Annotated in this window: 14 protein-coding genes and 2 pseudogenes; 6 read left to right on the forward strand and 10 right to left on the reverse strand. The window is 56.7% G+C overall.

Annotated features, from left to right (window positions below):
* Position 1 precedes the first annotated feature (1 nt).
* Positions 2 to 451 (reverse strand): 30S ribosomal protein S16, encoded by a 450-nt coding sequence (gene rpsP, locus BBPC_RS01090; protein WP_022244614.1) that lies wholly within the window; start codon positions 449 to 451, stop codon positions 2 to 4.
* Between the two features lie 428 nt (positions 452 to 879).
* Between rpsP and BBPC_RS01095 the strand changes: the two genes are divergently transcribed.
* Entirely contained in the window at positions 880 to 1,914 is a 1,035-nt protein-coding gene (locus tag BBPC_RS01095) for an endonuclease/exonuclease/phosphatase family protein (protein WP_004220184.1), read from the forward strand.
* A 124-nt stretch (positions 1,915 to 2,038) separates the two neighbouring features.
* On the opposite strand, the gene ffh is transcribed toward BBPC_RS01095, so the two are convergent.
* The gene (gene ffh, locus BBPC_RS01100) at positions 2,039 to 3,688 is read right to left on the reverse strand and encodes a signal recognition particle protein (protein ID WP_004220182.1); all 1,650 of its coding nucleotides are present in this window, start codon (positions 3,686 to 3,688) and stop codon (positions 2,039 to 2,041) included.
* Positions 3,689 to 3,859: 171 nt separating this feature from the next.
* Positions 3,860 to 5,503: a cysteine--tRNA ligase gene (cysS, locus tag BBPC_RS01105; RefSeq protein WP_033524239.1), complete on the reverse strand. Its 1,644-nt coding sequence runs from the start codon at positions 5,501 to 5,503 to the stop codon at positions 3,860 to 3,862.
* A gap of 114 nt (positions 5,504 to 5,617) precedes the next feature.
* Between cysS and BBPC_RS01110 the strand changes: the two genes are divergently transcribed.
* The 4 genes and pseudogenes from BBPC_RS01110 to BBPC_RS01120 all read left to right on the forward strand — a co-directional run bounded on the left by BBPC_RS01110 (position 5,618) and on the right by BBPC_RS01120 (position 9,378).
* Complete coding sequence (locus BBPC_RS01110) at positions 5,618 to 6,358, forward strand: type 1 glutamine amidotransferase (protein ID WP_033524240.1); 741 nt, start codon at positions 5,618 to 5,620, stop codon at positions 6,356 to 6,358.
* Between the two features lie 106 nt (positions 6,359 to 6,464).
* Positions 6,465 to 7,160 (forward strand): annotated as a pseudogene (locus BBPC_RS10250) (ATP-binding cassette domain-containing protein); the annotation flags it as partial.
* Between the two features lie 444 nt (positions 7,161 to 7,604).
* Positions 7,605 to 8,645, forward strand: a pseudogene (locus BBPC_RS10255) (ATP-binding cassette domain-containing protein); the annotation flags it as partial.
* A gap of 193 nt (positions 8,646 to 8,838) precedes the next feature.
* Positions 8,839 to 9,378: a hypothetical protein gene (locus BBPC_RS01120; RefSeq protein ID WP_004220175.1), complete on the forward strand. Its 540-nt coding sequence runs from the start codon at positions 8,839 to 8,841 to the stop codon at positions 9,376 to 9,378.
* A 400-nt stretch (positions 9,379 to 9,778) separates the two neighbouring features.
* On the opposite strand, the gene ilvN is transcribed toward BBPC_RS01120, so the two are convergent.
* From ilvN to coaD, 7 genes are all read right to left on the reverse strand, one after another.
* Positions 9,779 to 10,327, reverse strand: a complete 549-nt coding sequence (gene ilvN, locus BBPC_RS01125) for an acetolactate synthase small subunit (protein WP_004220173.1) — start codon at positions 10,325 to 10,327, stop codon at positions 9,779 to 9,781.
* Between the two features lie 37 nt (positions 10,328 to 10,364).
* Entirely contained in the window at positions 10,365 to 12,236 is a 1,872-nt protein-coding gene (locus BBPC_RS01130; RefSeq protein ID WP_095279229.1) for an acetolactate synthase large subunit, read from the reverse strand.
* Between the two features lie 258 nt (positions 12,237 to 12,494).
* Positions 12,495 to 13,322 (reverse strand): ribonuclease III, encoded by an 828-nt coding sequence (gene rnc / locus BBPC_RS01135; RefSeq protein WP_004220167.1) that lies wholly within the window; start codon positions 13,320 to 13,322, stop codon positions 12,495 to 12,497.
* A 322-nt stretch (positions 13,323 to 13,644) separates the two neighbouring features.
* Entirely contained in the window at positions 13,645 to 13,839 is a 195-nt protein-coding gene (rpmF, locus tag BBPC_RS01140; RefSeq protein WP_004220165.1) for a 50S ribosomal protein L32, read from the reverse strand.
* Positions 13,840 to 13,955: 116 nt separating this feature from the next.
* Positions 13,956 to 14,582, reverse strand: a complete 627-nt coding sequence (locus BBPC_RS01145; RefSeq protein ID WP_004220163.1) for a YceD family protein — start codon at positions 14,580 to 14,582, stop codon at positions 13,956 to 13,958.
* A 14-nt stretch (positions 14,583 to 14,596) separates the two neighbouring features.
* Positions 14,597 to 15,370 carry an ATP synthase subunit B family protein gene (locus BBPC_RS01150; RefSeq protein ID WP_004220160.1) on the reverse strand — a complete coding sequence of 258 codons (774 nt, stop codon included), beginning with the start codon at positions 15,368 to 15,370 and terminating at the stop codon, positions 14,597 to 14,599.
* Positions 15,367 to 15,861 carry a pantetheine-phosphate adenylyltransferase gene (coaD, locus tag BBPC_RS01155; protein WP_004220158.1) on the reverse strand — a complete coding sequence of 165 codons (495 nt, stop codon included), beginning with the start codon at positions 15,859 to 15,861 and terminating at the stop codon, positions 15,367 to 15,369. The genes BBPC_RS01150 and coaD overlap by 4 nt, the downstream gene beginning before the upstream one ends.
* Positions 15,862 to 15,978: 117 nt before the next feature.
* Between coaD and BBPC_RS01160 the strand changes: the two genes are divergently transcribed.
* A complete protein-coding gene (locus tag BBPC_RS01160; RefSeq protein WP_004220156.1) occupies positions 15,979 to 16,305 on the forward strand; it encodes a DUF3039 domain-containing protein in 327 nt (108 codons plus the stop codon).
* The last annotated feature ends 95 nt before the right edge of the window (positions 16,306 to 16,400 follow it).

Genomic DNA, 16,400 nt, shown 5'->3' on the forward strand with positions numbered 1-16,400 from the left:
ATCACTCAGCTTCCGCAGCCGGCTCTTCAGCCGGAGCTTCCTCGGTAGCGGCGGCTTCGGCTTCAGCCTTGGCCTTGGCGTCAGCTTCGGACTTTGCAGCCTTCAGCTTCTGAGCCTGAGCCTCAACGGCCTCAACGCGAGCGGCGGCATCCGGGCCGGCCTCAACGGTCTTCAGGGTGCCTTCAGCACCGTCAAGGCCCTTGAACTTCTGCCAGTCACCGGTGATCTTCAGCAGGTTCAGCACCTGCTCGGTCGGCTGAGCGCCAACGCCGAGCCAGTACTGAGCGCGCTCGGAATCGATAACGATGGTCGAAGGCTGGGTGTTCGGATTGTAGGTACCGATCTCTTCGATGGCGCGGCCATCACGCTTGGTACGGGAATCCATGATCACCACGCGGTAGAACGCGTAGAACTTCTTACCCATGCGCTTCAGACGAATCTTGGTTGCCAAAATGGCTCTCCTTGTATAACTAGGGGTGTGCGTTTCGTTTTCTGTGTGGGGCACGGAATCCGAAACCCACATGTTCCTCACGTCACGCGATAGTTAGAGGGCCTCGCGCGCGCGAATAACTTACCAAGTATAACCGTGGGGTACGGACGGATGGGTCTTAGGATGTTTCCCGCTCTATGCGACTTTCCGAATCCGTGCAAAACCGGGAAGTCGTTTGTCTGATTCTGCGGAAACGGTCAATTATGCGGCGAATGTGATGCCTTGAATGACCGAATCGGCAGAATCGGACATTTGCTGGCATTCGTGAGATGTTTGCGTGGGTCTACATGGCGGAATCGTCGGAATCAGGCAGGCTGGCTACACTTGGAGGTTCCGAGTTTGCGTATGTCCGTTCGGAGTGAACGGTTTGCATAGGGGGAGTTGCCTGAATGATTATCGCGCTTTGGATTGCGTTGATTATTTGCGTTGTATGGATTGCGCTTGGCGAGATGCCGGCTGGTTGGGATGGCCATTTGCCGCTGCCGTACTTGATTGCGTTGATTCCGTTGCTGTGGATTCCGACGCTTGTGATCGCCGTCGCCGGTTTCGCGTTGCATGAGTCGGCTCTCGGGGGAGTCGCTGCGGTGGTCTGTCTTGCGTCGCTGCTGCGCAAAATCGCATATTGGATGGAAAATCTTAATTCTCCCAATACTGCGCAGAGGGTTGCCGAAAAACTTGCGGAAAAGCGTGAAACATCTCGTGAAACAGGCAATGAAGCTGTTACGGAATCCGCGAAACATGGCCGTTTCCGTGTGATGACGCTGAACTGCCGATTTGGTCGCGCCAACGCTGCGGCAATCGTCAGTGCGGTCAAAAAACATGATATTGCAGTACTTGCATTGCAGGAATTGACGGACGATCTGGTTGCGCAATTGGACGCTTCGGGATTGTCTGATTTGCTTCCGTACCGTCAGTTGGGGGAGAGCAAGGGAACGGACAATGGCGGATTCAACGGTGTGTGGATTCGTATTGAACCAAGCGACATGTCTCCGGTCACTGCGGTGATTCCCGCGGCCGACGTGCCGGGCGTGTGCTTCCCGATCGATTCGATGCGCGGCATCACGTTTGTTTCGGCACATCCGAAGTCTCCGATGCGCGGATGCAGGGAATGGTCCGCCGGCATCATCGGTTTGGGGGAGTTGGCGACCACTCAGAAGCAGGGCGACATCACCGTTGTGTTGGGTGATTTGAATTCCGGTACCGATCATCCAAGCTTCCGCAAGCTGCTGAATGCGGGCTTCAAGGATGCGGCCTTGTGCGAGGCGAAGGGCCGTCATGCCACGTTCCCATCATGGCTGCCGTGGCCGCGCATCATTCTCGACCATGTGCTTTTCACCAAGGGATTGGACGCTTCCGACGTGAGTTCGTTCTGCGTTGAAGGTAGCGATCATCTTGCGCTTGCTGCCACGTTGACGTTGAAGTAGTTGATGGCGATTATAAGGTAGTCGATTCAGCTGAAAACAGCTGATTGGAGTACGCAAAAAGGGGATGCGATTCGTCTTGAATCACATCCCCTTTTTATACGTTACCGTTTTCGCGTCGCTTGCTTTAGTGCAGCAAGCCGGACAGTCCGCCGCCAAAGTTCGGCGGCAGCTCACCGGCATCGCCCATCAAGTCTTGCAATCCGGCGGGAAGTGCAGGATTCTGCGGCTTCTTGGCAAAAGCGGAACCGCCGGAAGACTTACCGTCGGAGTTCTTGCCGGCAAGCTTGTCGCGCAATGCCTTCTCTTCAGCCTCGCGCTTCATCGGATTGCCGGACTTACCGCCCTTCTTCTTGCCCTTCTTGCCTTTACCCTTGCCTTTGCCCCCGCCCATGGCAGGGCCGCCAAAGCCAGGCATGCCAGCGCCGGCCTTGTTGCTCATACGCTTCATCATCTTCGCGGCCTGCTCGAAACGCTGCAACAGCGCGTTCACCTGCGAAACGGTCACGCCGGAACCGTAAGCGATACGAGCTCGACGAGAACCGTCAATAATCGAAGGATCACGACGTTCCGCAGGAGTCATCGAACGAATAATGGCCTCAGTACGATCGATTTCCCTCTCGTCGAACTGCTCAAGTTCTTTACGATGCGCGGCCATACCCGGAATCATGCCAAGCAGATTCTTCATCGGACCAAGCTTGCGCACCTGCTGCAGCTGATCGAGGAAATCATCCAAACCAAAGGAACCATCGGAAATCTTGATGGCGGCCTTACGAGCCTCTTCCTCATCGAACTGCTTCTGCGCCTGCTCGATCAGGGTAAGAATATCGCCCATATCGAGAATGCGGGAAGCCATACGATCCGGGTGGAAAACCTCGAAATCCTTCAGACCTTCGCCAGTGGAAGCGAACAGAATCGGCTTGCCGGTAACGGAGGCGACCGAAAGCGCGGCACCGCCACGGGCGTCGCCATCAAGCTTCGAAAGCACCACGCCGGTGAAGTCCACGCCCTCATCGAACGCCTTCGCCGTCTGCACGGCATCCTGACCGATCATCGCGTCGATTACGAACAGGATTTCGTTCGGCTGCACGGCGTCGCGAATATCGCGAGCCTGCTTCATCAGCTCTTCGTCAACGCCGAGACGGCCTGCGGTATCGATGATGACCGTGTCGTACAGCTTCTGCTTGGCCAGCGCAACAGCGTCACGCGCCACCTTCACCGGATCGCCGGTGGTCAGACCCGGGGAAGCAACGGCTTCGCCACCGTCGGACTGCACGCCCTTTTCCGGAGCGTACACGGGCACGCCTGCACGTTCGCCAACCACCTGCAGCTGCGTCACTGCGTTCGGACGCTGCAAATCGGCCGCGACCAACAGCGGAGTGTGGCCGGAATCCTTCAGCCAGTAGCCGAGTTTGCCTGCGAGGGTGGTTTTACCAGCACCCTGAAGACCGGCGAGCATGATGACGGTCGGCGGATTCTTCGCAAAATTCAGCGGTCGGTCAACGCCAGCGCCAAGCACGGCCGTCAACTCTTCGTTGACGATCTTCACGACCTGCTGGGCCGGATTCAGCGCCTGGGAAACCTCGGTGCCGAGCGCACGCTCGCGGATTCGGCCGGTGAAGGAACGCACCACGTCGAGCGCCACGTCGGCGTCGAGCAGCGCGCGGCGGATTTCGCGGATCGTACCATCGATATCAGCCTCGGAAAGCTTGCCTTTGCTCTTCAGATGCTTGAACGCATTCGAGAGCCTATCTGTCAAAGAACTAAATGCTGCCATAATGTCCCTCAGTCTAGCCGTCCCGCGGGAAATTTCGCATTCCAATTAATGGTGTTGATGATGTTCGGTTGATATTCGGTGAGATGCTTGATGCTATTTGCATGAGAAATGACAATCCCGTCTCTTCCAATAGGAGAAGACGGGATTATTGCTTATTAAGAGCGCTGCGGATTATTTGAGGGTCCAGGTGGGACCCTGGGGAGTGTCTTCGATGGCGATTCCGGCTGCGCCCAAGGCATCACGAATGGCGTCGGCGCGGGCGAAATCCTTGGCCTTGCGGGCTTCGGCACGCTCCTCCAACTGTTCGGAAACCAAACGGTCAAGCGCAGTATGCTCAGCGGAATCGGCACCGGCTCCGGCGGTGCCGCCGGCCGCACCCTCGCTTACCCACGGTTCCGCCAACGGATCCAAACCAAGCGTATCGAGCATCGCACGCACATTCACCAAAACAGCGCGAACTTCATCCTTCGCAACATCCGAATCAACACGATCGGCAAGCTTCGAAAGCAACGTGTTGCCAGAACGAATCGCCGTGAAAATCGCAGCGGAGGCGCCGGAAACATTAATATCGTCATTCATTGCGGCGACGAAATCAGCCGGCAGCTCATCGGCGGAAACCGAAACGATCTCCTCACGGGACGGCTGCCCGCCAACGGCGGCACCGGCACGTTCGATGAAATTCGACACACGATCGTACGCGGACTGAGCCTCGGTCAACGTCTGATCCGACCATTCCAACATGGAACGATACTGCACGGAACCAAGCGCGTAACGTACCACCCAAGCGGAATTTTCCGCCAAAACCGCCGGCACGGACAAGCCGTTGCCCAGCGACTTCGACATCTTCTCACCCTTGGCGGTAACCCATGCGGAATGCATCCAACGAGCCGCCGAATCGTAACCGGCGGCACGAGTCTGCGCCATTTCGTTCTCATGGTGCGGGAAACGCAAGTCCAGCCCGCCGCCATGAATGTCGAACATATCCTTCAAATAGCGGTGGCTCATCGCCGAGCATTCAATATGCCAACCCGGGCGACCCGTGCCGAACGGAGTATTCCAACGCGCGTCAAGCGGATCGGAATCCTTCGGAGCCTTCCACAATGCGAAATCACGCGGATCATGCTTGTCTTCCGACATGTCCGCAGGATCAACCGGATTGTATTTGTCGTTGCCCGTATTGTCGACCGACGGACCCATGGCATCGGCCACTTCGGAAGCGGCATCAGCCACAGCGGTCTGCTTCTGATGCGTCAACTCGCCATAATGAGGCCAGCTGGCAACGTCGAAATACACGTTGCCGGTCGGATTGCCGTTCTCGTCAGTCACCACGTAGCCGTGGCCGTTGTCGATGATCTGCTTGATCAGATCGATCATGTCGATCATGTGGCCGGTCGCACGCGGCTCATATGTAGGAGGCTCAACACCCAACGTGTTGTAAGCCTCAGTGAATTCACGCTCGTAAATGTACGCACGCTCCCACCACTGCTGACCGGCGGCCGCAGCCTTATCGAGAATCTTGTCGTCGATATCGGTGACATTGCGCACGAACGTGACCTTGTAGCCCAAACGCTCGAACCAGCGACGCACCACGTCAAACGCGACAGCCGCACGAATATGGCCGATATGCGGCGAGCTCTGCACGGTGGCGCCACACACGTACATGCCGACCTGACCAGGCTTGATCGGCGTGAAATTCGACACGGCGTGCGATGCGGTGTCGTACAGCTTCAGATCGGCAGCGGCGCTCGCCACTGCGTCAACTGCGGTTGCGGCGCTAGAAATGTTGATATTCTGCGGTTCTTGCGTGTTCGTCATAACCACGAGAGTATTGCCAGAATCGGACATGCATGCGAGATGAAAATGAACGGCAAAACGGTTTTTGTTGGATTTGTGAACATCGTTTACGTAGGTGATGCAACAATAGAACGTATGACGCAATCGCAGGTGCTGATTTTGCAACACGTTCCGTGGGAGAGACCGGGACGCATTTTAGACAGTCTGGATGATTTGGGACTGCAGTATCAAATCATCAATGTCGCCAAGCAGAAGAAACCGGATTTGCCTGATTTTGGCGAGGTTTCCGGCGTGGTGATCATGGGCGGCCCGATGGGTGCGCTCGACTACGACAAGTATCCGGGATTAAAGGCCGAGGCCAAGCTCGCGCGGGCTGCGGTCAGCGTTGGCAAGCCGGTGTTGGGCGTGTGCCTGGGACATCAGATCATCGCCACCGCGCTGGGGGCGAAGCTGAAGTCGGGAGATGCTCCGGAAATCGGTTTTGCGCCGATTAAATGCATCGACAAGCATGATTATTTCTCGATGTGGAACAAAACCGTGGATGTGCTGCACTGGCATAACGACGTGGTGTCGTTGCCGGAGGGCGCGCAGCCATTGGCACGATCCGCGAAGACCAAGGTGCAGGCGTTCCGTTTTGGTTCCGCTCTGGGCATGCAGTTCCACTTGGAGGTTACCCCTACTCTGTTGGAGGAGTGGCTTGACGAGTCAAGCATGGTCAAGGATCTCAAGGCTGCCGGCGGGTCGAAATCGCAGTTGCGCGAGGCGTTCGCCGAATATAATCCGCAGTTGCAGCCGCTTGCGGATCAGGTGTTTTCGAGTTTTGCCGCTCGTTGTAATTCGTATGGGCAGAATTTGGCTCAGTCGCAGCAGGGCTGATCGCCGAGTTGCGTGCGGCTCCGATTGCTGCGTAGCGCTGGTGGCGATTCGCAAGTTGCGGCATTGCCTGCAGGTTTGGGAGATGTTCCCGCTACATTGGTGACTTATGCCGACTTATGATTTGGGACTTGAACACGTTTCGCTTGCTTTTGCGACCAAGAATATTTTCAACGATGTAACGCAGGGTGTTTTTGAAGGCGACCGCATCGGCATCGTCGGTAAGAACGGCGACGGCAAGTCCACGTTGCTGCATTTGTTCAAAGGCACGCAGGAGCCGGACTCCGGTCGCGTGACCATTCGCGGCGGGCTTACGCTCGGCATGCTCGACCAGCGTGACCCGCTCGACGACAACGCCACCGTGCGCGAAGCTGCGCTCGAAGGCCGTGAAGACTACGAATGGGCTGCGGAAACCAAGTCGCGCGAAATCGTCGAAGCATTGCTTGGCGGCATCAGCTTGGAAGCGAAAATCGGTTCGCTTTCCGGCGGTCAGCGTCGCCGCGCCGATTTGGCACGCCTGTTGCTCAAGGATTGGGATATTCTCGCACTCGACGAGCCTACAAACCATTTGGATGTGGTGACCATTCACTGGCTGGCGGAACATTTGAAGAACCGTTGGCCGGCCGGATCCGGCGCGCTGCTGCTCGTCACCCATGACCGTTGGTTCCTCGACGAAGTGTGCGAATCCATGTGGGAGGTGCATGACGGCGAAATCGAGCCGTTTGAAGGCGGCTATTCCGCATACATGCTGCAGCGCGTGGAACGCGATCGCCAAGCCGACGTGCGTGAAACGAAACGTCGCAATCTGGCTCGTAAGGAACTTGCCTGGCTTACCCGCGGTGCCCGCGCCCGTTCCACCAAGCAGAAATTCCATGTGAAGGCCGCGCGTGAGCTCATCGCCGACGTGCCTCCGGTGCGCAATACGCTGGAATTGAAGCAAATGGCCACATCCCGCTTGGGCAAGCAGGTGGTTGACCTGATCGACGTGACGCAGATTTTCGAACATGTGCAAGGCGAGGCCGATATCGATCCTGACGTTGCCGACATGGAAGCGTCGGCATCGCGCGTCGATGTGGTGCCGGCCATGTATGCCGAGCCGCAAGTGCATGGTTCCGTGGAAGTTGCCGTCGACGATCTGACTGATCCGCGATTGGTGGATGCCGGTGTTGCAGCGGCGCAAGTTGCTGCAGCTGCGAAAGAATCGCAAGAAATTCAGGAATCGCAAGAAAATAATACTGATGATTCTGCAGAAGAAATTACTTCTGCAGCGCAAAAAATTACTGTTACCGGTCGTAAGATTCTTGACGACGTGACATGGCTGATTGGGCCGGGCGATCGTTTCGGCATCGTCGGCGCGAACGGTGCCGGAAAATCGACGTTATTGAAGATTCTTGACGGCACGATCACCCCCACTGTAGGTCATGTGAATATCGGCAAAACCGTGAAATTCGCGGTGCTTTCACAGCGTCTCGACGAATTGGAGAAGCTCGGTAAATACAAGATCAAGGAAGTGCTGAGCCGTTACAAGCCGAGCTATATCGTGGACGGCAAGGAAACCACGCCGGGGCAGATGATGGAGCGTCTCGGATTCGAGTCGGCGCAGCTGATGACGCCGATCAAGGACCTATCGGGTGGTCAGAAGCGTCGTATGCAGTTGCTGCTGATCCTACTGGACGAGCCGAACGTGCTCATCATGGATGAGCCCGGCAATGATCTCGACACCGACATGCTCGCCGTGATGGAGGATCTGCTCGACACTTGGCCGGGAACTCTGATCGTCGTCTCCCATGACCGGTATCTGCTCGAACGCGTCACCGATCAGCAGTTCGCGCTGATCGGCGGCAAGGTGCGCCACCTGCCCGGTGGCGTGCAGGATTATCTGGACATGACTGAGGCCATCAAGAACGGCAAGAATCCGTTTGCGGACGAAAAGGCAGGTGCCGGCAAAGGCAAGAGGGGCGGTTCCGCTGGGACTGCCGGTTCCACGACCGAAGGCACCGCAGGCAACTCCGCAAGTGGGTCTGCGACTGCTGAAACCGCATCTTCCGCGCCTTCTACGCCGAAACTTTCCGGCAAGGCCTTTCACGAAGCCTCCAAGCGCGTATCGGCAATCGAGCGCAAACTCGCCAAACTCGAAGAGCAGAAAGCCGATCTTGAGCAGCAAATGGCCGCGCACGACCCCAGCGACTACGAGGGCCTAGGCAAGCTCAACGACCAGCTTCAAGCCGTCACCGACGAGTCCGAAGAACTTGAACTCGAATGGATGGAACTCTCCGAACAGCTCGAGTAGCATTCGTATCGCCCGCGTCAATTACCGGACAGGGTGTGCATGTTGTGGCGGCGGCGCAGCTCCTCCAGCGTTTCCGGTGAATGTTGGCCATTCGTGCGACAGCGATGCGTGGCATTCCATGTGCCAATGTCATATTCTTGTTATTGCAGGAAACCTTAGCTGTTCTTGTCGGAGAGACCAATGGAGGTGCCTTATGAATCAAGTGATGCGAAGAAGCGCCTGTTGCTTGTTGTCCAGCTTGTTGTTGTGGTCATGCGTTGGCTGCACGAAAGCTGCACATGAAAGTTTCGGTGATGGCTCCGTACAGAGCGGCAGCGAGCATGATGATGCCGCAAAACAGGCATATAAAGCATTTACTGTGGACGCTCTGGATCGTGTCGCCGTCGATGATCTCAATAGCTCGGGCAAACTGGTTCTAGTAAACAAGTTGGGTGCGAAATCCGTACATGGCGATGATGCTATTTCATTTACAAAAACAGTTGATGACAGCAATATGTATTATGTCATCTCCATGTGTAAGCAGAAGGAGCAGGCTCCTTATTCGTTTGTTCTCTACAAAGATGGACAGCCACACACCCTAACCACTAGGGAGGCCTGTACATCTAACGGAATAGAAACGATCTCTCTCCCGGCGAAGAATTTCCCAGATGCCACCTCATTGTCCATTATCAATATCGGCAATACGGATCTTGTTGTTTCCGTATATGAAGTAAAGGAACCCCATCATGAATAATTTCAGTCATAATGCTCCCTGTCGTCCTGCCATCATCATAGTTTGTGACATCACAATGAATGCTACTGGGCTAGTTGTTGCAAAACTGGCTCAGTAGGTAGATGGGGTAGTAGGTAATATTGTGGTTGGTTTCGATGTTGCCGGGGCCGAAAACTAATCCTTGGTGAAGGTGATAACTTTCCTCTGCCAACACATTATTAAGCGCTCGATGAACCTTGTTTGATATCTTCTTGCGCCTGGCGAACGTCTATGAGACTGTTGTTTTGCGCAAAAGATGCTACTGCAGCTGGCATGACTCCAATGATCAGATATTTTCTGAATATCGCAGATCTGACAACAAAAAGGGCTTTCCCGCGTTGAAACGGGAAAGCCCTGTAGGTTTGGGATTAGGCTGATTGGATCAGCGACCGGTGATTTCGGAGCCGAGCACCTTTTCGCTCAAGGCCTTCGGACCGCGCGTCACTGCGACCGCGCCGGAACGAACCAGCTCGATAATGCCGTAATGCTCCAAAAGCCCCAGCAGCGCATCAATCTTGCCTTCGGCACCGGTGGCTTCGATGGTCAGCGATTCCGGATTCACATCGACCACGCGCACGCGGAACAGACGCACGATCTCAAGCACGTCGGAACGGTTGGATTCGTCGGCAGTTACCTTGATAAGCACCAGTTCGCGCTCCACAGTGGTGTTCGGATCCAAATCCACGATTTTCAACACATGCAGCAGCTTGTTGAGCTGCTTGATGATCTGCTCGAGCGGCACCTCATCCACATCGGCGGTCACCGTGACACGCGAAATGTCAGGACGCTCGGTGGGGGAGACGGACAGCGAGTTGATGTTGAACGCACGACGGGCGAACAGGCCGGCAATACGCGCCAGCACGCCCGGACGGTTCTCTACGAGCACGGAAAGCGTATGGCGCTTGGAACCCGGCTGAGATGCAGGATACATTGGTAGACCCTTCCTTACTACTTACTCGTTTGCTCGTTTACTCGTTGTCGGCAGCGGCCTTCGGGCGCTGCAGCGGCTTGATTCCGGGCATATAGGTGACATTGTCGTTGGAATCGCCAGCTGCGACCATCGGCCACACCATAGCGTCCTTCCACACGCGGAAGTCGATAAGCACCGGGCGATCGTTGATTTCGTTGGCCTTCTTGATCGCCTCAATGGCTTCTTCTTCCGTGAACGCACGCATGCCGATGCAACCGTACGCTTCGGCAAGCTTCACGAAATCAGGAACATCCACGATTTCCGGCGTATTCTCTCCATCCATCAGATTGGTGGCGGAATAATGCTCGCCGTAGAACAGGGTCTGCCACTGACGAACCATGCCATACACGGAATTGTTCAGCAGCGCGATCTTGACTGGCGTGTGATCGTGGAACGCGGTCGCCAGCTCTTCAGACGTCATCTGGAAGGAACCGTCACCGTCAATCAGCCACACCGGCTTCTCGCCCTCATGGAAACGTTCGGAACCGACACGAGCGCCGATGGCGGCCGGCAGTCCGTAACCCATGGTGCCAAGGCCGCCGGAGCTCAGCCAAGAATGCGGCTTCTCGAAATCGATGAGCTGCGTGGCCCACATCTGATGCTGGCCCACACCGGTAACCCAAATCGTGTCAGAATCAGCCAGGTCGGAAAGCTGCTTGATGACCCACTGCGGAGCGAGCGAACCATCGGTCGGCTCGTCCCACTTGATCGGGTACTTTTCACGCCAATCGTTGATGATCTCCCACCAATGCGAAGTGTCAGGCTTGCCATGCACGGCCTGCTCGCGCTTGATTTCCGGAATGAGATCCTTCAGCACGGTTGCCACATCGCCAACGATCGGCACATCCGGCTGACGGTTCTTGCCGATTTCCGCCGGATCGATATCAATGTGAATCACACGCGCACCCGGAGCGAAAGCGTCAAGCTTGCCGGTTACACGATCGTCGAAACGAGCGCCGATCGCAACAAGCAGATCGCAACGCTGCACGGCACCGGTAGCGGCAATCGTGCCATGCATGCCAAGCATGCCAAGCACCTTCGGATCGGAATCAGGCACAACACCGCGTGCGGGCAGCGTGGTGACGATCGGAGCGTTCGTGACTTCCGCCAGCTCCTGCACGAGCTTGCCGGCATCGGAACGTGCCGCGCCGCCGCCCACATACAGCACCGGACGGTACGACTGCTCGAACAGCTTCGCAGCGTCGGAAAGCACACGGCCGTGCGCCTTCGTGGTGGGATTGTAGCCGGGCAGAATCATGCGCTGCGGCCACGAATAGTACATATCGCCGGTCTGCGCGGTTTTGGTGACGTCGACCACCACCGGACCAGGGCGGCCGGAACGTGCCACATAGTGCGCTTCAGCCAGCACACGCGGAATGTCCTGCGCACGCGTGACCAGATAGGAGTGCTTGACCACCGGGTAGGTTGCGCCGACGATATCGGCTTCCTGGAAGGCGTCGGTGCCAATGGCGTTCACGCCGACCTGGCCGGTGATGACCACCATCGGCACGGAATCCATGTTCGCGTCGGCGATCGGGGTGATCATGTTCGTGGCGCCCGGGCCGGACGTGACGATGCACACGCCGACCTGACCGGTCGATACGGCATAGCCTTCAGCCGCATGACCTGCGGCCTGTTCGTGGCGCATCAGCACAAAACGGAAGCTGGTTTCATCATTGATTGCATCGTATACCGGCAGAATCGCGCCGCCTGGAACGCCGAAAACATCCTTGACGCCCAGATCTTCCAGCGAACGTACCAGCGCTTCGGCGCCGGTCATCTTCTCGCCGTCAACAATGGTCTGCTTTTCAGTGGTTGCGGCTGCCTTGGGCATGCCGCTGAATGCCTGCAGGGGCGTAGGTAACACCATGTTCCCTCTCATATTCGCTCGTGGAACTTTCTTACAGGGGTATGCTGCCGCGTTTCGGTGCACGCAATCAGCCGAACCCCATCATCGGAAAGCGGCGCAATCGCTTGTGGCGACTTGCGAATCGCAATCCTTCGCTAGTAATCAGTCTATGCTATCGGCTGACAGGAGAATATGCCGGATTCGTGCCATATTCTGGCGTATTGCGTTCCGCGGCGGTATGAGAGGGCGGATTCGTAGCTGCTTTTTATCTACCTGCGACTACTTACTGGTGTTTTCGCCGTTGCTGCCGTTACTTTCGTTGCCGCTGTGCTTGTGATGATGTTTGCGATGCTTACGGACGTTTTGTGCTTCAGGCTTGCGATTGTCCAGTGCCTTCCAACCTTCTTCGGCTGCGGCGAGTTGCGCCTTGCGTTTGCTGGTGCCTGTGCCGGTGCTGATGATTTCGTCGCTTTCGCCCAGCATGACGTTCGCAGTGAACACTTGCGCATATTCCGGACCGGAAACCGACATCTGGTAGCGCGGTTCGCCGAAGCCCATGCCATGCGCTTTGACGGTAAGCGAGGTTTTCCAATCGAGAGCTGGGCCTTCCGTCGCGACTTCCGCAAGCGTTTCGTCAACAAGATGATGCACAACGCGACGTGCCTCGTCAATGCCATGCTGAATGAACGTCGCACCGATCAACGATTCGACGATATCGCACAGAATCGAGCTTTTATCAGCGCCGCCCTGATCGCTTTCGCCATGACCGAGCAGAATGTACGGGCCTGCATTGAGCTTTTCGCGAGCGATTTTGCTCAAGGATTCCTCGGAAACGGCTTTCGCGCGCATTTTCGCAAGCTGCCCCTCGTTCATGTCGGGGTGTGCCTTGTACAGGGTTTCCGTGGAGACGAGCTCAAGCACGGCGTCGCCAAGGAATTCCAAACGTTCGTAGTTTTTTGCGCCCGGATTCTCGTGCGAGAAGGAGCGGTGGGTGAGCGCTTCGACCAGCAGGTCGGGTTCGAGCGTGGTGCCGAGCGCTTCAAGCAGTGCGTTGGCGGTCATCTCGCCTTCGGAAACGGCGGATGCGTCGGCGTTGTTCTGGGTCATAATCGTCCTCGGTTTCGTAGTGGGTATGCGACGGCGAAGCTCGCCGCGCTGTTCGGGACGTTGCGTACGTGGCAACAAGCCAGCGAATCTGGCCGATTGCTATGCAAACAACGATCCCGTTCAGTCTACTCTCCACCCATGTCGAGGCGGAAATGCAGGGAAATGCGCGGATACTAGGTGGATGCGATACTTGGCGGATGCGAGGTGAGATGGTCGGGTGCATACGAATGCATATGGCCAAGTGCGCAGCCTGAAATATACAAAACCCTGCCACCCGTCGATGGCAGGGTTTCAATGCTTCATGCCGTTACTCGGCAGCCACTCACTTGGTGTGGATGGAGCGGACAGCCTCGCGGTACACGCGGCCGCGGTAGGCGCCGCAGCTCGGGCAGGCCATGTGCGGCAGCGCCGGAGCGCCACAGTTCGGGCAGGTAACGGTCTGGGCGGCCTTGGCCTTCCAGTTTGCGCGGCGAGAATGAGTATTCGCGCGCGAGGTCTTGTACTTAGGCAGTGCCATTGTGTTTCCTCTGTTTCGTTCGAACGATTGAGCTTAAGCGTTCAGTATCTTAACTTGTGCTCCGTACAAATTGCAAAACCCAAGCAAAATCAGCCCTGCCAGCACCCGGATGAACCTTACTCGTTGCCTTCCAGCCGGGCCTTCAAGCCTTCCAAAGCGGCGAAACGAATATCGGTCACATCGTGATGATGGTCCGGATCCTCGTTCAGATCGGCGCCGCACTGAGAGCACAATCCCAAGCAATCAGGCTTGCACAGCGGCTGCAACGGCAGTTCCTCGACCAACGTGTCGCGCAGAAGCGTCTCAATATCGGCCCAGGATCCGCCTTCAAGCAGCGGATACGAATCCTCCGACTCGTCTTCGCCGGCGATAATGTCGACTTCCTCTTCCTTGACGCCGCCCTTGCCGTTTTTGCCGCCCTTGCCGGACGCAACGCTTGCGGACTTGTCTTCATATGGGAAGAACGAAGTGACGTTCACCGTCCAATCGCGCTTGATCGGTTTCAGACAGCGGGTGCATTCGGCGTGCACGGGGGCACTGATGCGGGCGTTGAAAATCAGGCCGTCGACAATGGAGTCGAACGAGCCGACAACGGTCACATCCGCACCCTCCTCAACGCCGACGATCTCATCGCCGATGCCGCTCGGTGCGGGGAACGTTGCGTCGATCTCCTTGCTTTGCCCGGCTCGCGAGGCGACTTGCGCCACGGAAATCGCCCACGGGGAATCTTCGATACGTGCCATGTTCAGCCTTCCATTCAGCTTTCCGGATAGTCGTTTGCGTCAAGATGCGGCACATGCGTGCTTGCTTCGCGCTGGCGATCATACAGTACGTTCAATCCCGCCTGCACGTCGTTGCCAAGCTTGCCGAGCTGCTGTTGCAGCGTTTCCATCACCGTGGTGCAGTATTTGTCAGCTCCCTGCGTGAGATGGTCGGCCCTGGCTTGCGCTTGGTCGAGAATAGCACGCGCCTTCTGCCGAGCCAGTTCGGTCACGTTTTCCTGCCCGGCGAGGAATTGCGCCTGCTCGTTGGCCTCACGTATCGTGTCTGCCGCACGCGATTGCGCCGAAGCGACGATGGCGTTGGCTTGCGTTTGCGCGCTTTCCAAACGTCGTTCCGACTCACGCATCAACGCCGAGGCGCGTTCCAGCTGCACCGGCATCATTTTCTTCAACTGGTCGAGCTGTTCGGTGAATTCGTCGCGGTCGACGCGCACGCTGCCGGGGAAGAACAGTATCGGTTTCGCTTCGTCCAATGCCGATTCGAGTTTGTCGATAATGTCGTACACGGTGGTGAATTCGTCGCGGCTCAAATCGTTGGAATCGTCCAGCGGCGCGTTGGGATTGAACGTGTTGCGTAAATCCGGCAGATCAGACATGGAAATCAACGGTTTGACCGGCTCGGCGGCGCGTGCCGTGGCTTGTGCCTTCTGACCGGATTGGGCCGCCCGATCGGTCGGGCGTTCGGCGGTCACGTCGTCGTCAAACTGGCTGCCGGCCGGATCGTACGCATTCGTTTCTTCACCCATCATGCCCTCTTTTCATTATTGAGCGCTTCTCCGAGTAGCGGAATCACGCAATCAGGCACCATGCCGGTCACATCGCCGCCGTGACGTGCCACATCTTTCACGATCGAACTGGAGATATGTTCCAAATCGGGCGCCGCCGGCAAAAACAGCGTTTCCACGTCGGCAAGCTTGCGATTGACCAGCGCCATACCCAACTCGGCTTCATAATCGCCATTCTGCCGAAGCCCCTTCACGATAACCGTCGCACCGACCTTCTTGCAATAGTCGGTAATCAGTCCGGTTGTTGAAGCAACCTTGATATTGCGGCAATTCCGCTCTTCAAGCGCCTTACGGATAATCTCAACGCGGGTCTCTTCGGAAAACATCGGTGTTTTCGCCGCGTTCACCGCCACTACGACATGCACTTCATCGAAAAAACGCGCGCAACGTTCGATGACGTCCAAATGTCCGGCGGTCACTGGGTCGTACGACCCGGGGCAAACTGCAATTGTCATAGCCTCAAGCGTACCGCGATTGCGTGAAATTACGCGAAGTGTCGGCGAATATGTGGGTTTTCATGGCTATGATGGAGGCAGTGGTGCCGCGGTTGCGGCGTATTTGAGGAGTTGATTATGGCATGTTCGATATTCGATGATCGCGACGGCTTCATTGACGAGGCCGACCCGGTCTCGCCGCTTTCCAATCCCGACGCGGGTACCGGCACTGCGGTGCTGGAACGCCCCGAAGAGGAGACGAAGCTTGATGATGGCGGCAACGGCGATGCGGATCGTTTCGCCCATTATGTGTCGCGCGATCGCATTGCCGAGTCCCGTCGCACCGGCCGACCGGTGGTGGCGTTGTGCGGCAAGGTGTGGGTGCCGAAGCGTGATCCTTCGCAGTTCCCGGTATGTCCGGATTGCAAGCGTATCTACGACGAAATGATGAATTCCAATTTCTAATCGTTTTTTATCTCTTTCATCGTATGGTGATCTTGGAATTTCGTTGAAATTTCTGAAGATTGCCGAAAGTGATTACATATAAAAAATCTGCCGAG

Origin of the sequence: Bifidobacterium pseudocatenulatum DSM 20438 = JCM 1200 = LMG 10505 (assembly GCF_001025215.1) — a bacterium.
Lineage (GTDB): Bacteria > Actinomycetota > Actinomycetes > Actinomycetales > Bifidobacteriaceae > Bifidobacterium > Bifidobacterium pseudocatenulatum.

Excerpts from the sequence above, each read along its gene's own strand:
- BBPC_RS01095 (WP_004220184.1), top strand. The coding sequence starts at position 880 with ATGATTATCGCGCTTTGGATTGCGTTGATTATTTGCGTTGTATGGATT.
- ffh (WP_004220182.1), bottom strand. The coding sequence starts at position 3,688 with ATGGCAGCATTTAGTTCTTTGACAGATAGGCTCTCGAATGCGTTCAAG.
- cysS (WP_033524239.1), bottom strand. The coding sequence starts at position 5,503 with ATGACGAACACGCAAGAACCGCAGAATATCAACATTTCTAGCGCCGCA.
- BBPC_RS01110 (WP_033524240.1), top strand. The coding sequence starts at position 5,618 with ATGACGCAATCGCAGGTGCTGATTTTGCAACACGTTCCGTGGGAGAGA.
- BBPC_RS01120 (WP_004220175.1), top strand. The coding sequence starts at position 8,839 with ATGAATCAAGTGATGCGAAGAAGCGCCTGTTGCTTGTTGTCCAGCTTG.
- ilvN (WP_004220173.1), bottom strand. The coding sequence starts at position 10,327 with ATGTATCCTGCATCTCAGCCGGGTTCCAAGCGCCATACGCTTTCCGTG.
- BBPC_RS01130 (WP_095279229.1), bottom strand. The coding sequence starts at position 12,236 with ATGGTGTTACCTACGCCCCTGCAGGCATTCAGCGGCATGCCCAAGGCA.
- rnc (WP_004220167.1), bottom strand. The coding sequence starts at position 13,322 with ATGACCCAGAACAACGCCGACGCATCCGCCGTTTCCGAAGGCGAGATG.
- rpmF (WP_004220165.1), bottom strand. The coding sequence starts at position 13,839 with ATGGCACTGCCTAAGTACAAGACCTCGCGCGCGAATACTCATTCTCGC.
- BBPC_RS01145 (WP_004220163.1), bottom strand. The coding sequence starts at position 14,582 with ATGGCACGTATCGAAGATTCCCCGTGGGCGATTTCCGTGGCGCAAGTC.
- BBPC_RS01150 (WP_004220160.1), bottom strand. The coding sequence starts at position 15,370 with ATGATGGGTGAAGAAACGAATGCGTACGATCCGGCCGGCAGCCAGTTT.
- coaD (WP_004220158.1), bottom strand. The coding sequence starts at position 15,861 with ATGACAATTGCAGTTTGCCCCGGGTCGTACGACCCAGTGACCGCCGGA.
- BBPC_RS01160 (WP_004220156.1), top strand. The coding sequence starts at position 15,979 with ATGGCATGTTCGATATTCGATGATCGCGACGGCTTCATTGACGAGGCC.